This window comes from Streptococcus oralis subsp. dentisani, assembly GCF_002860905.1.
GTDB lineage: Bacteria > Bacillota > Bacilli > Lactobacillales > Streptococcaceae > Streptococcus > Streptococcus oralis_BA.
Genome location: NZ_PKIG01000001.1, coordinates 562,818 through 578,914 on the forward strand (window position 1 = coordinate 562,818; position 16,097 = coordinate 578,914).

The window sequence follows — 16,097 nt, forward strand, 5'->3', positions numbered from 1 at the left end:
ATAAAAGTGAACAAGAAAAAAGGAGGAAAGTTCAATGACAAATTTTGACGTTCTTGACAATCAATTTTTATCCTTATCTGAAAATGAATTATCAGATATTGATGGCGGTCTCGCTCCCTTGGTTATCTTTGGAGTAGCAGTATCTTGGAAAGCTATTGCAGGTGGAACAGCACTTATAGGTTCTGGTTTGGCAGCTGGTTATTTTTTAGGAGGAGATTAATATGATGAAAGATTTGAACAACTATTGTGAAATTTCTAATAAGGAATTGCAAGAAATAAAAGGTGGCTTTGGTGTAGGTGTTGGTATCGCTTTATTTATGGCAGGTTATACCATTGGAAAAGACCTTCGTAAAAAGTTTGGTAAGTCATGCTAGATAAAAAACACATTTTTAGAAGGATAAATTTTATTGTCTTCATCTCTTACAGTTGGCTCAGCATTCTCAATGATTTAAACATGACTACTATCCCTTTACCAATTGATCTATCTGTTTGTATTGTTTTATTTTTATGCTTCAACTCTATTTTTGAGCAGAACAATGACTCCCATAAAAATAATAAGCTCTGAAAATTCCATTGTCATGTCATTTTAGAAAAATGCAAAGATCACCTCATCTTGATAGATGGGGTGGGATTTTCGTGTCGTAAATCTACTATCTCTATATCTCCAAACAAAAATGCCCCAGCATAAGCAGGGCATCTAGGCATTTAATCCAAAGTAAAATACAAACCAAACGACATAGGTTACAAGGAGGAGAAAAAGAGAATAGAGAGTCACAAAGGTAATTTTCCACAAGAACTTGCTTTGTCGTCGTTCCAGTTTTGTAAACAGAAGATTCCCCGCATAAACGCAAGCAACAAAAACAATAAAAGCTACCAAGCGAGCTCCGATAGCAAAAGCAAATAAGTTATACATAGGGCAACCTCCTTGACTTAAAATCTATATGGAATTATGACAAACAATAAATTTCACTTCCGTTATCAATATAACACATTTTCTTTATTTTTGCAAGCGCTTACTAAATAAATCGTCCTGTGACTTTCTCGTTTCCGTCTTTTACTAATTTTTCATTTTGTGGTATAATTGAAATAATTGTAACGAATCAAGGTCAATCTAGACACAAAATGGAATGAAATCAAGCAAATCTATGCTAAAAGTTTGGAATAAGCTGACCTGTAAAATAGAAAGGAACTATATGATTTACAAAGTTTTTTATCAAGAAACAAAAGAACGTAGCCCACGTCGTGAAACTACACGCGCACTTTACCTAGACATCGATGCCAACTCAGAACTTGAGGGCCGTATCGCTGCTCGCCAACTTGTCGAAGAAAATCGCCCAGAGTACAATATCGAGTATATCGAACTCTTGTCTGACAAATTGCTAGATTACGAAAAAGAAACTGGCGCCTTCGAAATTACGGAGTTCTAATATGGCCTATACTCTTAAACCTGAAGAAGTTGGCGTTTTTGCCATCGGTGGTCTGGGAGAAATCGGGAAAAACACTTACGGAATTGAATACCAAGACGAGATTGTCATCGTCGATGCTGGGATTAAATTCCCAGAAGATGACTTGCTGGGTATCGACTATGTCATTCCTGACTACTCTTACATCGTAGACAATATCGACCGCGTCAAGGCTGTCTTAATCACACACGGACACGAGGACCACATCGGTGGGATTCCATTCCTACTCAAGCAAGCAAATGTCCCTATCTACGCTGGGCCGCTTGCCTTGGCTTTGATCCGTGGGAAACTCGAAGAACACGGCCTCTTGCGCAACGCCAAACTTTACGAAATCAACCACAATACTGAGTTGACCTTTAAAAATCTCAAGGCAACTTTCTTTAGAACGACTCACTCTATTCCAGAACCTTTGGGGATTGTCATTCATACTCCTCAAGGGAAAATTGTCTGTACGGGTGACTTCAAGTTTGACTTAACACCAGTTGGTGAACCAGCAGATTTGCACCGTATGGCAGCTCTTGGTGAAGACGGTGTACTCTGTCTCCTGTCTGACTCGACAAATGCAGAAATTCCAACCTTTACCAACTCTGAAAAAGTCGTTGGCCAGTCCATCATGAAGATTATCCAAGGCATAGAGGGACGTATCATCTTTGCATCCTTTGCCTCAAATATCTTCCGTCTCCAGCAAGCAACAGAAGCTGCTGTTAAGACTGGGCGCAAGATCGCTGTCTTTGGTCGTTCTATGGAAAAGGCCATTGTCAACGGAATCGATCTTGGCTACATCAAAGCTCCTAAGGGAACCTTTATCGAGCCAAATGAAATCAAAGACTACCCTGCAGGAGAAATTCTGATCCTCTGTACAGGTAGCCAGGGTGAGCCGATGGCAGCCCTCTCTCGTATCGCCAACGGAACCCACCGTCAGGTACAACTCCAACCAGGTGATACAGTTATCTTCTCTTCTAGTCCAATCCCTGGAAATACGACTAGCGTCAACAAGCTGATTAACATCATTTCAGAAGCTGGTGTCGAAGTTATCCACGGTAAGGTTAACAATATCCATACCTCTGGACACGGTGGCCAGCAAGAGCAAAAACTCATGCTCCGCTTGATTAAGCCAAAATACTTCATGCCTGTCCACGGTGAATACCGCATGCAAAAAGTCCACGCTGGACTAGCGGTGGATACTGGTGTTGAGAAGGACAATATCTTTATCATGAGCAATGGCGATGTACTTGCCCTCACTGCTGACTCAGCTCGTATAGCAGGTCATTTCAACGCCCAAGATATCTATGTCGATGGAAATCGTATCGGTGAAATCGGCGCAGCTGTCCTCAAAGATCGTCGTGATCTATCTGAAGACGGTGTCGTTCTGGCAGTCGCAACTGTTGACTTCAAATCGCAGATGATTCTGTCTGGACCAGACATCCTCAGTCGAGGCTTTGTCTACATGAGAGAGTCTGGCGACTTGATTCGCCAAAGCCAACGCATCCTCTTCAATGCCATTCGTATCGCACTGAAAAATAAGGATGCTAGCGTGCAATCTGTCAATGGTGCCATTGTCAACGCTATTCGCCCCTTCCTCTATGAAAATACAGAACGTGAACCGATTATCATCCCGATGATCCTCACACCAGATGAAGAATAAAGCAACAAAACAGCCCCGTCTTCGGAGCTGTTTTTCTCTATGCTTTCTTTTTAGATTAAAACTCAATAAAAATCGAAATCAGACTAGAAGGCTAGGCGAAAGCATAACTTGAGTTAGGTGAGCCGAAGCCGACGACGTATCATTTTGATTTTTGAAGAGTTTTAGAAATACTACGATTTTTACCTTCAAGATACACCATCAAAATAGAAATATCTGCTGGATTTACTCCCGAAATACGGCTGGCTTGGCCGATGGTTTCTGGATTGATGAGTTTGAACTTCTGACGGGCTTCTGTCGCGATAGAATCAATGTCATCCCAGTCGATATTAGCTGGAATGCGTTTTTCTTCCATGCGTTTCATCTTGGCAACCTGGTCCATGGCTTTGGAAATATAGCCTTCGTACTTGATTTCTGTTTCAATCAATTCGATAATCTTGTCATCCAAGTCCTCTGCAGCTGGTCCGATGAAAGCCACCACATCTTGATAAGAAACTTCTGGACGGCGAAGGAATTCCTTGGCTGTCACTGCATCTGTCAAAGGCTTGAAGCCCATTTCCTCAACCTTGGCATTGGTTTCCTTGACTGGCTTGAGTTTGATACTGTCTAGGCGTTTCATCTCATTTTCAAATTGATTTTTCTTGATTTCAAAGCGAGCCCAACGTTCATCATCCACAAGGCCAATCTCACGTCCCATCTCGGTCAAACGCATATCAGCATTGTCATGACGGAGAATGAGGCGATATTCAGCACGACTTGTCAAGAGACGATAGGGTTCAATGGTTCCCTTGGTCACCAAGTCATCAATCATGACCCCAATATAACCGTCACTACGCTTCAAAATCAACTCAGACTTGCCTTGGACTTTCAAAGCCGCATTGATCCCAGCGATAATCCCTTGGCCTGCTGCCTCTTCGTAACCTGATGTTCCATTTGTTTGACCAGCAGTGAAAAGTCCTGAGATTTTCTTGGTTTCCAGAGTCGCACGCAACTGGTGTGGCAAGACCATGTCGTATTCAATGGCATAACCAGTTCGCATCATCTCAGCATTTTCCAAACCTTTGATAGAATGCACCAGCTCACGCTGGACATCCTCAGGAAGGCTGGTTGAAAGACCTTGGACATAGACTTCCTCTGTATTGCGTCCTTCTGGCTCAAGGAATAGTTGGTGACGTTCCTTGTCCGCAAAGCGCACAATCTTGTCCTCAATCGATGGACAGTAACGAGGCCCCACTCCCTTGACCACACCTGTAAACATAGGCGCACGGTGGAGGTTATTTTGGATAATTTCATGACTGGTACCATTGGTATAGGTCAACCAGCATGGCACCTGATCCTTGACATAGTCCTCATCACGTGACGTGTATGAGAAGTGATTAGGCGCTTCGTCCCCTGGCTGAATCTCTGTCACATCGTAATTGATAGAAGAAGCCTTAACACGTGGAGGGGTTCCTGTCTTGAAACGACCAATTTCGAGTCCCAGTTCCTTGAGGTTGTCAGCAAGGTTAATCGAAGCTAGGCTATGGTTAGGTCCTGATGAGTACTTGAGGTCTCCGATGATGATTTCCCCACGGAGGGCAGTCCCTGTAGTCACGATAACAGCCTTGGCAGCATATTCTTGATGGGTCGCTGTACGAACACCGACAACCTTGCCATCTTCCACCAAAATCTCATCAATCATGGTTTGACGAAGGGTCAAATTTTCTTGATTTTCAACTGTCTTGCGCATCTCCTTAGAGTAAAGCTCCTTGTCAGCCTGCGCACGAAGAGCACGAACAGCTGGCCCCTTCCCTGTGTTGAGCATCTTCATCTGGATGTAAGTCTTGTCAATGGTCTTAGCCATTTCACCACCGAGGGCATCAACTTCACGCACAACAATTCCCTTGGCAGAACCACCGATAGAGGGGTTACAAGGCATAAAAGCCAGCATTTCAATGTTGATAGTCGCAAGCAAGACCTTACAGCCCATACGGCTAGCAGCTAAGGAAGCCTCAACCCCAGCGTGTCCCGCACCGATTACAATAATATCGTATTCTTCAGTAAAATTATAAGTCATGTTTCTCTCCTATTCCTCAAGATGGATGTGTCTTAGTTGGCCGTCCCAATCTGGTAAGGCTGTTTTTAAAAAGGCTGGGACTAGTTGGAAATCCTCAAGTTTATCCAAATCAATCCATTCACATGGCTGACTTTTCTCATCTTCCTGCATGGTCAATGGGGCATCTTCAAGCAAGTCCACCAGATAATGAAACTCAACGTTGTGATAGAAAACACCGTCCTGTTCAAAACGATTTTCAACCACAAAAGCTAGCTGCCCAGCTTGAGCTTTGACACCCAGTTCTTCCCTCACTTCACGAACTACCGCGTCTTCCGTGCTTTCATTGACTTGAATCGCACCGCCGATAGTGTAATACTTGCCCTTATCTTTGGTAACTAGGAGCTTGCGATTTTGGTGAATCAAGGCTGTCGCCCGAACTCCAAAAACCGTATTTCCTACTCTTGTCCGAAAGTCTTGCTGAATCATTTTTGTCCTTTCCCTTAAACGACACAAAAACAGTCAAAACTCCAAAGAAGTGCAGGACAAAAAAGCCTGCAACATCCATGAGCTTTGACCATCATTTCTATTGCTTTTATTATTGTAGCAAATTGAGAAAATTTGTCAATCTAAATGTATTGACAAACTTGTCCATCTCGATAAGCATTGTCAATCAAGCCACCACCTAGACACTCTTCGCCATCGTAAAAGACAACTGCCTGTCCTGGTGTGATGGCACGCTGAGGTTCCGCAAAGATAACCTCTGCCTTGTCTCCTTTGACATGGACTGTCACCTTAGAGTCGGGCTGACGGTAGCGGAATTTTGCTGTGCATTCTAGCGTAAATTCCTCTGGCATGTCACGAGTAAAGTGGACTTGGCTAGCCTCTAGGCTGGTTGACATGAGCGAATCATGGTAGAAACCTTGGCCTACATAGAGAATATTCTTGCTCAGGTCTTTTCCGACAACGAACCACGGCGCGTTGTCACCACCGTGTTGGCCACCGATACCGAGACCGCCACGCTGACCAATCGTATAGTACATAAGACCTGCATGCTCGCCCATATCGCGACCATCCACAGTCATCATGCGACCAGGCTGAGCTGGCAGGTAGTTGCTGAGAAAGTTTTTAAAATTCTTTTCTCCGATAAAGCAAATCCCTGTCGAGTCTTTCTTCTTAGCAGTCGCAAGGCCTGCTTCTTCTGCTAGTTTTCGAACTTCAGGCTTTTCCAAATGTCCCAGAGGGAACATGGTTTTTTGAAGTTGTTCTTGCGAAAGTTGGCTGAGGAAATAGGTCTGATCCTTGCCATTGTCCACGCCACGAAGCATGTGAACAGTGCCATCCTCATCACGCGCCACTCGAGCATAATGCCCAGTCGCTACATAGTCTGCCCCCAAGGTCATGGCATAGTCCAAAAAGGCCTTGAACTTGATTTCCTTGTTGCACATAACATCTGGATTTGGCGTGCGTCCTGCACGGTATTCCGCTAGGAAATACTCGAAAACGCGGTCCCAGTACTCTTTTTCAAAATTGACAGAGTAGTAGGGAATGCCAATCTGGTCTGCCACCGCAGCCACATCCTTGTAATCTTCGGTCGCCGTACAGACGCCGTTTTCATCTGTGTCATCCCAGTTCTTCATGAAGATACCGATCACATCGTAGCCCTGCTCCTTGAGTAAAAGAGCCGTCACCGACGAATCAACACCACCACTCATCCCCACAACAACACGTGTTTTAGAGTTATCACTCATGGTAAGTCTCCCATCTATTCGTTTATTCACGATTGAAGGTCGTGTGTGCTTCACGATTGAAGGTCGCTTGAGCAGTATTCATTATAACACGCTTGGTTGGAGAAGACAAGGAAGAGGCTGATAATCTACCAAACACTGGTTTTATTGATAAAAACTTTAGTCATTATCGTCTCTATAAAAATATTTTCTATACACTCTTGATAATACCAAAATTAATGCCAATATCATACCAAGAGCTATAATAATAGAATTTATTAGATTTATTTTAGTATATCCAATCACTAGTCCAATAATTGGACTAGTAGACATGCTTAGATATAATAAAAATGACAAAAAATGAATTTCACCAATTCCAGCAAAAAAATGTTTCATTTTAAATATCCCAATTTTACCTTTCGTCTTAATAATCCACTAACAACTCTATTGACTTCTCTTTTTTTGAAAAATCTTGATAGCAAATTTGCTCCACTTAATGCCACTAAGATTTCAATGGGCAAAAAATAGTAATCCCATATCAAATGAGAAATTAGCAATGATAGAAATAGTATACAATCAATATAACTATTCTTAAAATATTCTGTAATTACATAATACAGAAATGCCACAACCACTGAAATTAAAACAACCATCATAATACTATTATCCTGTCCTTCTCACTAACTCTATTTCCAAAATTTCATTTTTGGGGGACTTAGTAATGAAATTACAATTAACAACACACCTAAAATAAATAAAAATATCTCCCAAACTTTATTCTCAATTTTAATAAAGCCACCATATCTATCTCACTTCTTATTTTTAAATAATTCATACTCTTTTTCTCTGATAAAGGGAAGTGAAAAATTAGTAGAATTGAAAACAGATATCCGTCTTTCTGCATTACTAAAATATAACCTAAAAATAAATAGACAATCAAATCTAGTACAAAAAGAGAAAATATCCTCCTTTTCATTACCTCACTTGAGTCAAAAATTCTGTTTAATAGAAACTTTATCGTCTTATCTACACAAATTTTTATCAAAAAGATAAGAGTCAATACACGATTAGCAACTGTACCATGAAGAATAAATGGAAATATAGTTAATATAAAACTAGAAATCTCTAAATATTTTATCCAAGGAGATTGAGACATCTTACTTTTAAACTGACTGATTTTCCTATATTCACTAGCTAATCTAGTATCAAAATCTCTACCAATTTTATTAAAGATTAAGAACTCCAGAATAAAAATACTTATTAATACGATATAAGTAGAAACCTTTCCTGGGAAAAATTTATTGATTAAAATTGGAAAACTCATTAACAGAATCGAATTTATGGCTAGACAGATAGATACTATTTTATTTTTCACAGAATATAGAGGTAGTGATACTATTTAGTAGATAAATGCTAAAAAAATAAGCAAAAAATACTCCGTGTCATTTATAATTGCCCTGAATGATAAAAATATATACATCCAACACACGATGATGTGTATTTTTCGAATCTTATCTACACTACTCATTCTTCCTCTTATCTTTAGTTCCATTTTTAAACTATGCCAACTTTTTTCACGAATTTATTTCGACTTTCTTTTTTACTTTTTACATTGCTATGATAAAATATTTTTAATAGGATTTTATTATTTGTTAACTTTTTTCACGAAAAGGAGTCAATCATGCGTTATGATTTCGGAAAGGTCTATAAAGAAATACGTGAGTCAAAGGGGCTGACCCAAGAAGAGGTCTGTGGGGATGTTCTCTCAAGAACTAGCTTATCAAAAATCGAAAGTGGTAAGACAACCCCAAAATATGAAAATATGGAATTTTTTCTCCATCAAATCAATATGAGTTTTGAAGAGTTTGAATATATCTGTCAACTTTATCAACCAAGTCAACGCACAGAAATTATGCAAACCTATCTTAATATGCGTTCCATTATTGGGACCGGCGATCTTGTCAATTTATTTCAAGAATGCCAAGACTACCTCAAGACCCACCACGATCTCCCTATAGAAGAAATCAGAGACATGCTTGAAGTTGTCATTTATATCCGTCAACACGGGACAGGGGAACTATCAGATCACGCAGAACAGGTTGTCAAAAAACTTTGGAGAAAAATTGAAAAACAAGATACATGGTATGAGAGTGACCTAAAAATCCTCAATACCATTCTTTTCAGTTTTCCCATTGAATACCTCCATCTCATCACTGGAAAAATATTGCAACGCCTAGAAGTCTATAAAAACTATCAACATTTATATGACTTGCGAATGACAATCCTGCTCAACCTTTCCACACTCTATCTATACAATCAAGATAAAAACATGTGTAAGCAAATCTGCTACACTTTACTGGAGGACGCCAAGAATAAGAAAAGCTACGATAGGCTTGCTATCTGCTATGTCCGTATTGGGATTTGTAGGGATGATGCTAAACTTATCCAAAAAGGGTTCTCCCTTCTAGAGCTGACCGAGGAAACTACTATGCTGTCTCATCTCAAAAAAGAAGTGGAGACCTATTATCAACCGAAGAAAATATAAAAAAGTCGAGGTATTTCCTCGACTTTTCAAATTATTCTGTTCGTTATTTCTTAATACCAGCCGTTGTTAAGCCAGAAGTTTTTAGCTCTGCCAAGCCACATAGTGTGCTTACTACTATGTGTCCATGTCACCATGAATCGCCGAGCGGTTTAACGAGAAAGTATGACTTTTACGTTTATCCCAACTCAATTATGACATTTTTTTCAAAAGTCAATATATCTCACTTTTTTAACGACAAGAAAGAGGCTGTCAATAGACCAACCTCTTGTTCTGAACCTATCAATCTATCACTTTTTAGCTTCATTCGCTTTCTTAGCGACTGCAATTTGGTATTTCACTTGGTCAAATCCTGTACCTCCCAAGGAATTTCGTCTTTGAACAGCAGTTTTAGGTTGCAAGTAGACATAAATATCCTCGGCAATGAGGGAATGATAGGTTTGTAATTCCTCCAAAGTCCAATCTTGAATATTTTTAGCAGACTTGATAGAGTCTAACACTAATCTTCCCACAACCTCATGAGCTTCTCTAAATGGCAAACCTTTCCCTGCCAAATAATCTGCCAACTCAGTCGCATTTGAAAAGTCCTTCTCTGTAGACTCTTGCATTTTTTCCTTGTTTACCTGCAAGCTAGATAACATACCGGCCAACACATCAAGGGAATTTAAAATCGTTTCGACCGTATCAAACATCCCTTCCTTATCCTCTTGCAGATCCTTATTATAAGCTAAAGGCAAGGACTTCATGACTGTCAATAGTCCAAACAGATTCCCATAAACTCTACCAGTCTTTCCTCGAATCAACTCAGCCATATCTGGATTTTTCTTTTGGGGCATAATAGAGGAACCTGTTGTAAACGTATCTGATAAGGTAATGAATTGGTACTCAAAGCTACACCAATTGATCATTTCTTCGCAAAAACGGCTCATGTGCATCATGAGTATGCTGGCATTTGATAGAAATTCTAAGATAAAATCGCGGTCACTAACAGCATCCAAAGAATTTGTATAAGGTTGCTTAAACTCTAACAAATCGCTAGACAATTGGCGATCAATGGGGAAAGTCGTCCCTGCCAAAGCTGCCGCACCTAGAGGGCATAGATCTGTATGCTTCTGGTTAAATTCAAAACGTTCACTGTCTCTCTGAAACATATTGTAGTAAGCCATCAGGTGGTGGGCAAAACTAATAGGCTGGGCATGTTGCAGATGGGTATAGCCCGGCATGATCGTCTCCACATGATTTTCTGCCAAGTCTAATAAAACACCCTTGAGATGGGCCAGTTTATCTAGGACATGGCCTAGTTGCTCCTTGAGATACAAGTGCATATCTGTCGCAACTTGGTCATTTCGAGAACGAGCTGTATGTAGCTTCCCTGCAAGGGGACCAATTTTTTCTGTCAGCAACACTTCCATATTCATATGAATATCTTCGTTTGCGATATCAAAGTCAAGTTGGCCTGCCTCTAGCTCTTCTAAGAGCTCTTTCAAGCCTGCTTGAATCTTTTCTGACTCATTCAAACTCAAAATGCCCGTCTGACCCAACATCTGAACGTGGGCTAAGGAACCAATCACATCAAATTTAGCTAATTTCTGGTCAAAAGATATACTCGCACCAAAGCGCTCTACCCAGTCTTCGACAGTACCTTCAAAGCGACCACCCCATAATTTTGTATTCTTAGCCATATCACATCCACCTCTCTAGTCAATCGCCCTATTTGGCGCTTTTTTGAACCTCAGAATGAACCTTGGTTGGAAGTCCCCATAACTTAATAAAGCCAACAGCTGCATCTTGGTCAAAGGTATCTGCACTGGTATACGTCGCCAAATTTTCATCGTAAAGAGAATTTGGTGACTTCCGAGCCACGACCTGAGCGCTCCCCTTATAGAGTTTGACTTTTGCAGTCCCATTGACAACTTTTTGAGTCTCTTTAATATAAGCAATCAAGGCTTGCGTAGCCGGACTAAACCACAAAGCATTATAAATGAGATTTGATAATTCATTTTCTATGATTGGTTTAAAATGAGCCACTTCTCTCACAAGCGTCAAGTCCTCAATTTCCTTATGAGCTGTCAGCAAGGTCACTGCCCCTGGGCATTCATAGATTTCTCTTGATTTAATCCCAACCAAACGATTTTCCACGTGATCAATCCGTCCAACCCCATGTTTCCCAGCTATTTCATTGAGTTTTTGAATCAAATCTGCCAATTTTAGCTCTTCTCCATTGAGGGAAACTGGAACACCTTCACTAAACTCAATCTCAATGTATTCTGGCGTATCTGGAGCCGCCTCTGGAGAAGTTGTGATACCAAAGGCTTCTTCTGGAGCCTGATTCCATGGATTTTCCAAAATACCACACTCATTGGCACGTCCCCAAAGATTTTGGTCGACAGAGTAGGGATTGTCAAGGTCAGCAGGAACAGGTACCCCATTTTCCTTGGCATAATGAATTTCTTCCTCCCGAGACCATTTCCATTCACGAACTGGCGCAACCACTTTTAAATTGGGATCCAAGGCTGCAATCGATACTTCAAAGCGCACTTGGTCATTCCCCTTACCTGTACAACCATGAGCAATTGTAGTCGCTCCTGTCTGATGCGCGATTTCAACCAATTTTTTAGAAATAAGAGGGCGGCTCAAGGCAGATACCAAGGGGTACTTTTGTTCATAATAGGCATGTGACTGAAGAGCCACTAGCACATAATCTGTAGCAAATTCGTCCTTAACATCAATAACATAAGATTCGACTGCCCCAACCTTGAGAGCCTTATCATGGATGAAATCTAAGTCTTTCCCTTCACCCACATCCATACAAACTGCAACAACATCATAGTCTTTCTTTAACCAGGTAATAGCAACTGATGTGTCTAAACCGCCAGAATAGGCCAAAATTACTTTTTCTTTACTCATGTTCTTTTCCTTCTTTCTATTTTTCAATGGACGCTTTAAATGCATCCTCAATGAGTTTGTCTAATTCCCCAGACTCCTTCAACTTTTGAATGGTTTTATCTACTGCCTCTTTCAATTCCTTGCTATCTTTTTTCATGGCGACCGCATAGGAATCATCTTGCTCTTTTTCAAAATTGAGGTCTGCGATTGCTAAATCAGGATTATTTTCCACAAATCCCTTGGCAACTGGTTCTTCAAAAATAACGGCATCCACTTGTCCTGATTTTAAATCTGTAATTAAATTCCCATTTTTAGGCAGAGATACGAGGGATGAATTTTGTAGCAAATCTTTCGCCATCGTCTCTTGAATCGAACCTTTCTGTGCTCCGACCTTTTTCTGCGCCAAGTCGTTGACAGACTGATAAGTTGCTAAATCAGATTTTTTGACAATGAGCTTATTTTTTGAAGTATAGTAGGGAGTTGAAAAATCGAACACCTTGCTCCGTTCATCTGTCTTAGAAACACCAGATATGGCAAGATCGGCTTTTCCTGATTGAACACTAGCCAGTACATTGTCAAAACTCATGGGAGATAGTTCCAATTCGACACCTAGTTCTGTTGCGATAGACTTGGCTAATTCGATATCTGAACCCACAATCTGATTTTTCCCATCAACCACTTTTTGGTATTCAAATGGAGCAAAATCTGGATTGAGGGCTACAACCAATTTTCCTTTGGACTTGATGGCTTCAATTCCAGCCGATTGATTGTTACTACAAGCAAATAGTAGGGGGAGCATCACTAAACCAAACATCGTCATCAACACCTTCTTCATCTTATTCATAACAAAGCCTCCTTTATGTTTATTCTTTTTGGTTGTATAAATAATACTCCTATCCTCATCGTTTGTCAAGCCTAAATTGAAAAAATTTTCAATTTGAAACAAAAAAACCTAGAAATACTACATAAAAATGTTATTCCTAGGCGTATTTATGCTATTTCTCTCTGGAAAACATGAGTATTCAGCCAGTCAAAAGAAGCCGAACGAACTCATTTCCCCTCGCCCAATTCAATGACACGATGACATTGTTGGGCTACATAAGCATCGTGGGTCACAATAATGACTGTTTTCCCCTCGCGATTCATCTCTAAGAGAAACTTCAAGACCAAATCTCTATTTTCAGGATCCAGAGAACCTGTTGGTTCATCGGCTAAAATCAGCTGGCTGGGTTTTAAGATGGCTCTAGCAACTGCAATTCGTTGTTGTTCGCCACCAGACAACTCGGAGACCTTTTGATGCAACGTAGCTGACAAACCTACTCTCTCTAAAATCTCTTCCACCTTTTTGAGCTTGTCTTTCTTAGACAATTTCACATATTTCATCGCCAACATGAGATTGTACTCGACCGTTTCATCATCAATCAGGGCAAAATTTTGAAACAGATAAGAGATATGTTCACGGATTATTGTTTGTGATTTAGCAGAATTGACCGCTAGAGTTGTCTGACCAAAAATCTCATACCGTCCGCTATAATCACCATCTATTAAACCTAATAAATTTAACAAGGTCGACTTACCACTACCACTCTTACCAACAATGGCTACCAAATCCCCCTGATCAATCCTAAGAGACAAGTGATCCAAAATCACTTTTCCCCCAATGGTTTTGGTAATATTTTCCAACTCAATCATAAGATGCCCCCTTTCAATAATTCTACTAGACTTCTTTTCTCCATCCTAGAAGCCAAGGCTAGCACAAATAGTATATCCAAACATGTAAAACCTGCAAACAGTAGAAGTGGCAAGAGCGCATGGGCAAAGAAAATCAAGACTAGAAGAGGGAGACTATAGCCCAGCAAGAGCAGAACTAAGAGAGGACGGTAGCGATCGACCAGTTTCCACCCCATAAACTTCTTGGTAATGATATCCCTGCGCTTCAACAAGAAAGTAGTAACGAGTAAAAAGTAGGAGACAATCATACTGAGAAGAGCAAATAAGGCAAACAGAACGTTAAAATTACGAACAGAATCCCGATAGGTATCAACCATCCCCTCTTGAATTGCTTGAATCGATGAAAATTTTAAATAATTCCCATCTGATAATTTCTCAACTAACTCCGTAATCACTTTTTGATTTTGTTCTGTATTTTCAACTTTCATCGGATTGTTTAAACCTGTCGTTGACAAGCGAGTCTTTTCTTCCCACATCATGTCTTGATCATTTACCAGACTAATGATTGGATTGTGGAGATTTTCCTTTCGCTCATTGTTATAAGGGAAGAAAGACCAATCTCCTTCATAGTAGGCAATTTCTACATCCATATCTTCTATTGTTTGCTTTTGCTGATCTTCATACCTCATAGAAAGATAGGCGATGGATTTTCCCAAGAACTGATTCTTGCCTTCTTGTCCTTTATCACTAGCTGGCAACAAGATCACCTTTTTAGTGCCGATATCAGGTAGCTTAAAGCCCTGACTTTCTAAAAATTGACGGTTTGCATAGTAAACATCTACCTTATCAGGCAGTTGGTAGTGCTGCACTTGTTCTGATTTGATGACTGGTTTGATAGGAAGACTCGCACTTCGCACATAATTTACTTGTATTTTTGCTAGCAAGTCTTGATAAAATTGGTAGAAATAATCTGTAGATTTCCCTGACCCTGCTAGCTCTTCTTGCCACAGGTTATCATTGAGTTTGAAGGTTTCTAAGGTCAGGTAATTGCCTTGGCTTACCCACTGTTGCTGATAAGCAAGTTCTTTGTTTTCTTGTTCTAGACTTTTGCCTACCCCAATCAGTAAAACCGTCAGTAAAATAGTTGTCCCTATTTTCATCACATAATTGAAGATGAGACCAAGTTTGACAGATGAAAAACCTTTCAACATGGAACTGACTGTCATTTTCTGAATCATCAGGTAGGTCAGCCAACTGATGAACAAATACAACTGTAAAAGCAGAAATTGGGATAAGAGTAAACTTGGAAACAAAAGTTTTGGCCTGTAGTCCAGCACTAAAAATAGTCCCAAGTCAATGACAAGACTTCCACCCAAGAGAAGATAAAAATTAGTCTTTACAAAACCAGCTAAAATCGCCCTGCTTTGAAAACCAAGTAACTTTTGAACCCCCACTCGTTTCATCTCCATCATCGGCTGATAAACTGTCATTAAAATCACAAGCAAGATTGCCAAGATAAAGATAATGATAGATAGTAACAAAGCTTGATTTAGCACTCCAACCTGACTTCGGTAAGTGGGTTCTAATAAAATCGTCTTATCTATCTGGAAAAAATCACTCCACTTTTGTAGAATGGTATCGCGATCTATCTCTTTGCTGGAGGTAATCATGTAACGCCCATTTACAGTATGGGATTTATCCTCAATATAAGATTGGAAGGTCTGGAGTCGAATGAGTTTCACCTTTAAAAAGGTGGGAATGGTTCCTAGATTATTGGGAAGATCCTGGTTGCTGTAGACCCCCTTCTCATTCTTTGAAAAATCAAGAGAAGTCAGACCGAACTCCTGATAGGGGAAGGTTTCCTTATTAAAAACACCAGCCTTGACGGCTTCATCGCCATTATCTACTTTGATAATAGAGACCTTGTCTTGATTTGCAACCTCTTCAAAAAATTGGAGAATCGTTTCTGTCGGTTTAGTGACATCTTTCAAGTACAAGTCAAATGAATAGGTTGTCTTGCCCATCTCCTGAATCCGCACTATTTCACGTGTAACATTTACATTCAGGACAAAAAACGTAGTACACAGCAAAAGCAGGAGCATACAAAGATGACTGATTTTTTTCATAGAGATAC

The 16,097-nt window shown here is 40.3% G+C and carries 16 protein-coding genes and 1 pseudogene; 5 read left to right on the forward strand and 12 right to left on the reverse strand.

Annotated features, from left to right (window positions below; all coding sequences use genetic code 11):
• The first annotated feature begins 34 nt into the window (after positions 1-34).
• Both cibA and cibB read left to right on the forward strand, forming a co-directional pair.
• Positions 35-220, forward strand: a complete 186-nt coding sequence (gene cibA, locus CYK16_RS02805) for a fratricide two-peptide bacteriocin subunit CibA (protein WP_000180841.1) — start codon at positions 35-37, stop codon at positions 218-220.
• Between the two features lies 1 nt (position 221).
• Positions 222-374 (forward strand): fratricide two-peptide bacteriocin subunit CibB, encoded by a 153-nt coding sequence (gene cibB / locus CYK16_RS02810; RefSeq protein ID WP_000974044.1) that lies wholly within the window; start codon positions 222-224, stop codon positions 372-374.
• A 323-nt stretch (positions 375-697) separates the two neighbouring features.
• Here the strand turns inward: cibB and CYK16_RS02825 are convergent, their stop codons facing one another.
• Positions 698-913, reverse strand: a complete 216-nt coding sequence (locus CYK16_RS02825; protein ID WP_101776620.1) for a hypothetical protein — start codon at positions 911-913, stop codon at positions 698-700.
• Positions 914-1,193: 280 nt separating this feature from the next.
• On the opposite strand from CYK16_RS02825, the gene CYK16_RS02830 reads away from it, so the two are divergent.
• Together CYK16_RS02830 and rnjA are read left to right on the forward strand one after the other, a co-directional pair.
• Positions 1,194-1,427 (forward strand): DNA-dependent RNA polymerase subunit epsilon, encoded by a 234-nt coding sequence (locus tag CYK16_RS02830; protein ID WP_000639571.1) that lies wholly within the window; start codon positions 1,194-1,196, stop codon positions 1,425-1,427.
• 1 nt (position 1,428) lies between these two features.
• Positions 1,429-3,108 (forward strand): ribonuclease J1, encoded by a 1,680-nt coding sequence (rnjA, locus tag CYK16_RS02835; protein ID WP_088777926.1) that lies wholly within the window; start codon positions 1,429-1,431, stop codon positions 3,106-3,108.
• Positions 3,109-3,247: 139 nt separating this feature from the next.
• On the opposite strand, the gene mnmG is transcribed toward rnjA, so the two are convergent.
• The 6 genes and pseudogenes from mnmG to CYK16_RS02865 all read right to left on the reverse strand — a co-directional run bounded on the left by mnmG (position 3,248) and on the right by CYK16_RS02865 (position 8,263).
• Positions 3,248-5,161, reverse strand: coding sequence for a tRNA uridine-5-carboxymethylaminomethyl(34) synthesis enzyme MnmG (gene mnmG / locus CYK16_RS02840; RefSeq protein WP_060805917.1), 1,914 nt, complete (start codon positions 5,159-5,161; stop codon positions 3,248-3,250).
• Between the two features lie 9 nt (positions 5,162-5,170).
• Positions 5,171-5,626 carry an NUDIX hydrolase gene (locus CYK16_RS02845; RefSeq protein WP_060805916.1) on the reverse strand — a complete coding sequence of 152 codons (456 nt, stop codon included), beginning with the start codon at positions 5,624-5,626 and terminating at the stop codon, positions 5,171-5,173.
• Between the two features lie 140 nt (positions 5,627-5,766).
• Complete coding sequence (mnmA, locus tag CYK16_RS02850) at positions 5,767-6,888, reverse strand: tRNA 2-thiouridine(34) synthase MnmA (RefSeq protein ID WP_049543159.1); 1,122 nt, start codon at positions 6,886-6,888, stop codon at positions 5,767-5,769.
• A 156-nt stretch (positions 6,889-7,044) separates the two neighbouring features.
• Positions 7,045-7,260, reverse strand: a complete 216-nt coding sequence (locus CYK16_RS10840) for a hypothetical protein (protein WP_060805915.1) — start codon at positions 7,258-7,260, stop codon at positions 7,045-7,047.
• Entirely contained in the window at positions 7,257-7,520 is a 264-nt protein-coding gene (locus CYK16_RS10845; RefSeq protein ID WP_060805914.1) for a hypothetical protein, read from the reverse strand. Before CYK16_RS10845 ends, CYK16_RS10840 begins: the two co-directional genes overlap by 4 nt.
• A 153-nt stretch (positions 7,521-7,673) precedes the next feature.
• Positions 7,674-8,263 (reverse strand): annotated as a pseudogene (locus CYK16_RS02865) (hypothetical protein).
• Positions 8,264-8,545: 282 nt separating this feature from the next.
• On the opposite strand from CYK16_RS02865, the gene CYK16_RS02870 reads away from it, so the two are divergent.
• A complete protein-coding gene (locus CYK16_RS02870) occupies positions 8,546-9,409 on the forward strand; it encodes a helix-turn-helix domain-containing protein (RefSeq protein WP_060805913.1) in 864 nt (287 codons plus the stop codon).
• Between the two features lie 287 nt (positions 9,410-9,696).
• On the opposite strand, the gene argH is transcribed toward CYK16_RS02870, so the two are convergent.
• The 5 genes from argH to CYK16_RS02895 all read right to left on the reverse strand — a co-directional run bounded on the left by argH (position 9,697) and on the right by CYK16_RS02895 (position 16,089).
• A complete protein-coding gene (gene argH / locus CYK16_RS02875; RefSeq protein WP_101776621.1) occupies positions 9,697-11,088 on the reverse strand; it encodes an argininosuccinate lyase in 1,392 nt (463 codons plus the stop codon).
• Between the two features lie 28 nt (positions 11,089-11,116).
• A complete protein-coding gene (locus tag CYK16_RS02880; protein WP_101776634.1) occupies positions 11,117-12,313 on the reverse strand; it encodes an argininosuccinate synthase in 1,197 nt (398 codons plus the stop codon).
• A 16-nt stretch (positions 12,314-12,329) separates the two neighbouring features.
• Positions 12,330-13,136, reverse strand: coding sequence for an ABC transporter substrate-binding protein (locus CYK16_RS02885; RefSeq protein WP_101776622.1), 807 nt, complete (start codon positions 13,134-13,136; stop codon positions 12,330-12,332).
• A 206-nt stretch (positions 13,137-13,342) separates the two neighbouring features.
• Positions 13,343-13,984 carry an ABC transporter ATP-binding protein gene (locus CYK16_RS02890; protein WP_101776623.1) on the reverse strand — a complete coding sequence of 214 codons (642 nt, stop codon included), beginning with the start codon at positions 13,982-13,984 and terminating at the stop codon, positions 13,343-13,345.
• Positions 13,981-16,089, reverse strand: a complete 2,109-nt coding sequence (locus CYK16_RS02895; protein WP_101776624.1) for an amino acid ABC transporter permease — start codon at positions 16,087-16,089, stop codon at positions 13,981-13,983. Before CYK16_RS02895 ends, CYK16_RS02890 begins: the two co-directional genes overlap by 4 nt.
• Positions 16,090-16,097 lie beyond the last annotated feature (8 nt).

Coding starts and splice junctions, on each gene's coding strand:
- cibA (WP_000180841.1), top strand. CDS start 35: ATGACAAATTTTGACGTTCTTGACAATCAATTTTTATCCTTATCTGAA.
- cibB (WP_000974044.1), top strand. CDS start 222: ATGATGAAAGATTTGAACAACTATTGTGAAATTTCTAATAAGGAATTG.
- CYK16_RS02825 (WP_101776620.1), bottom strand. CDS start 913: ATGTATAACTTATTTGCTTTTGCTATCGGAGCTCGCTTGGTAGCTTTT.
- CYK16_RS02830 (WP_000639571.1), top strand. CDS start 1,194: ATGATTTACAAAGTTTTTTATCAAGAAACAAAAGAACGTAGCCCACGT.
- rnjA (WP_088777926.1), top strand. CDS start 1,429: ATGGCCTATACTCTTAAACCTGAAGAAGTTGGCGTTTTTGCCATCGGT.
- mnmG (WP_060805917.1), bottom strand. CDS start 5,161: ATGACTTATAATTTTACTGAAGAATACGATATTATTGTAATCGGTGCG.
- CYK16_RS02845 (WP_060805916.1), bottom strand. CDS start 5,626: ATGATTCAGCAAGACTTTCGGACAAGAGTAGGAAATACGGTTTTTGGA.
- mnmA (WP_049543159.1), bottom strand. CDS start 6,888: ATGAGTGATAACTCTAAAACACGTGTTGTTGTGGGGATGAGTGGTGGT.
- CYK16_RS10840 (WP_060805915.1), bottom strand. CDS start 7,260: ATGAAACATTTTTTTGCTGGAATTGGTGAAATTCATTTTTTGTCATTT.
- CYK16_RS10845 (WP_060805914.1), bottom strand. CDS start 7,520: ATGATGGTTGTTTTAATTTCAGTGGTTGTGGCATTTCTGTATTATGTA.
- CYK16_RS02870 (WP_060805913.1), top strand. CDS start 8,546: ATGCGTTATGATTTCGGAAAGGTCTATAAAGAAATACGTGAGTCAAAG.
- argH (WP_101776621.1), bottom strand. CDS start 11,088: ATGGCTAAGAATACAAAATTATGGGGTGGTCGCTTTGAAGGTACTGTC.
- CYK16_RS02880 (WP_101776634.1), bottom strand. CDS start 12,313: ATGAGTAAAGAAAAAGTAATTTTGGCCTATTCTGGCGGTTTAGACACA.
- CYK16_RS02885 (WP_101776622.1), bottom strand. CDS start 13,136: ATGAATAAGATGAAGAAGGTGTTGATGACGATGTTTGGTTTAGTGATG.
- CYK16_RS02890 (WP_101776623.1), bottom strand. CDS start 13,984: ATGATTGAGTTGGAAAATATTACCAAAACCATTGGGGGAAAAGTGATT.
- CYK16_RS02895 (WP_101776624.1), bottom strand. CDS start 16,089: ATGAAAAAAATCAGTCATCTTTGTATGCTCCTGCTTTTGCTGTGTACT.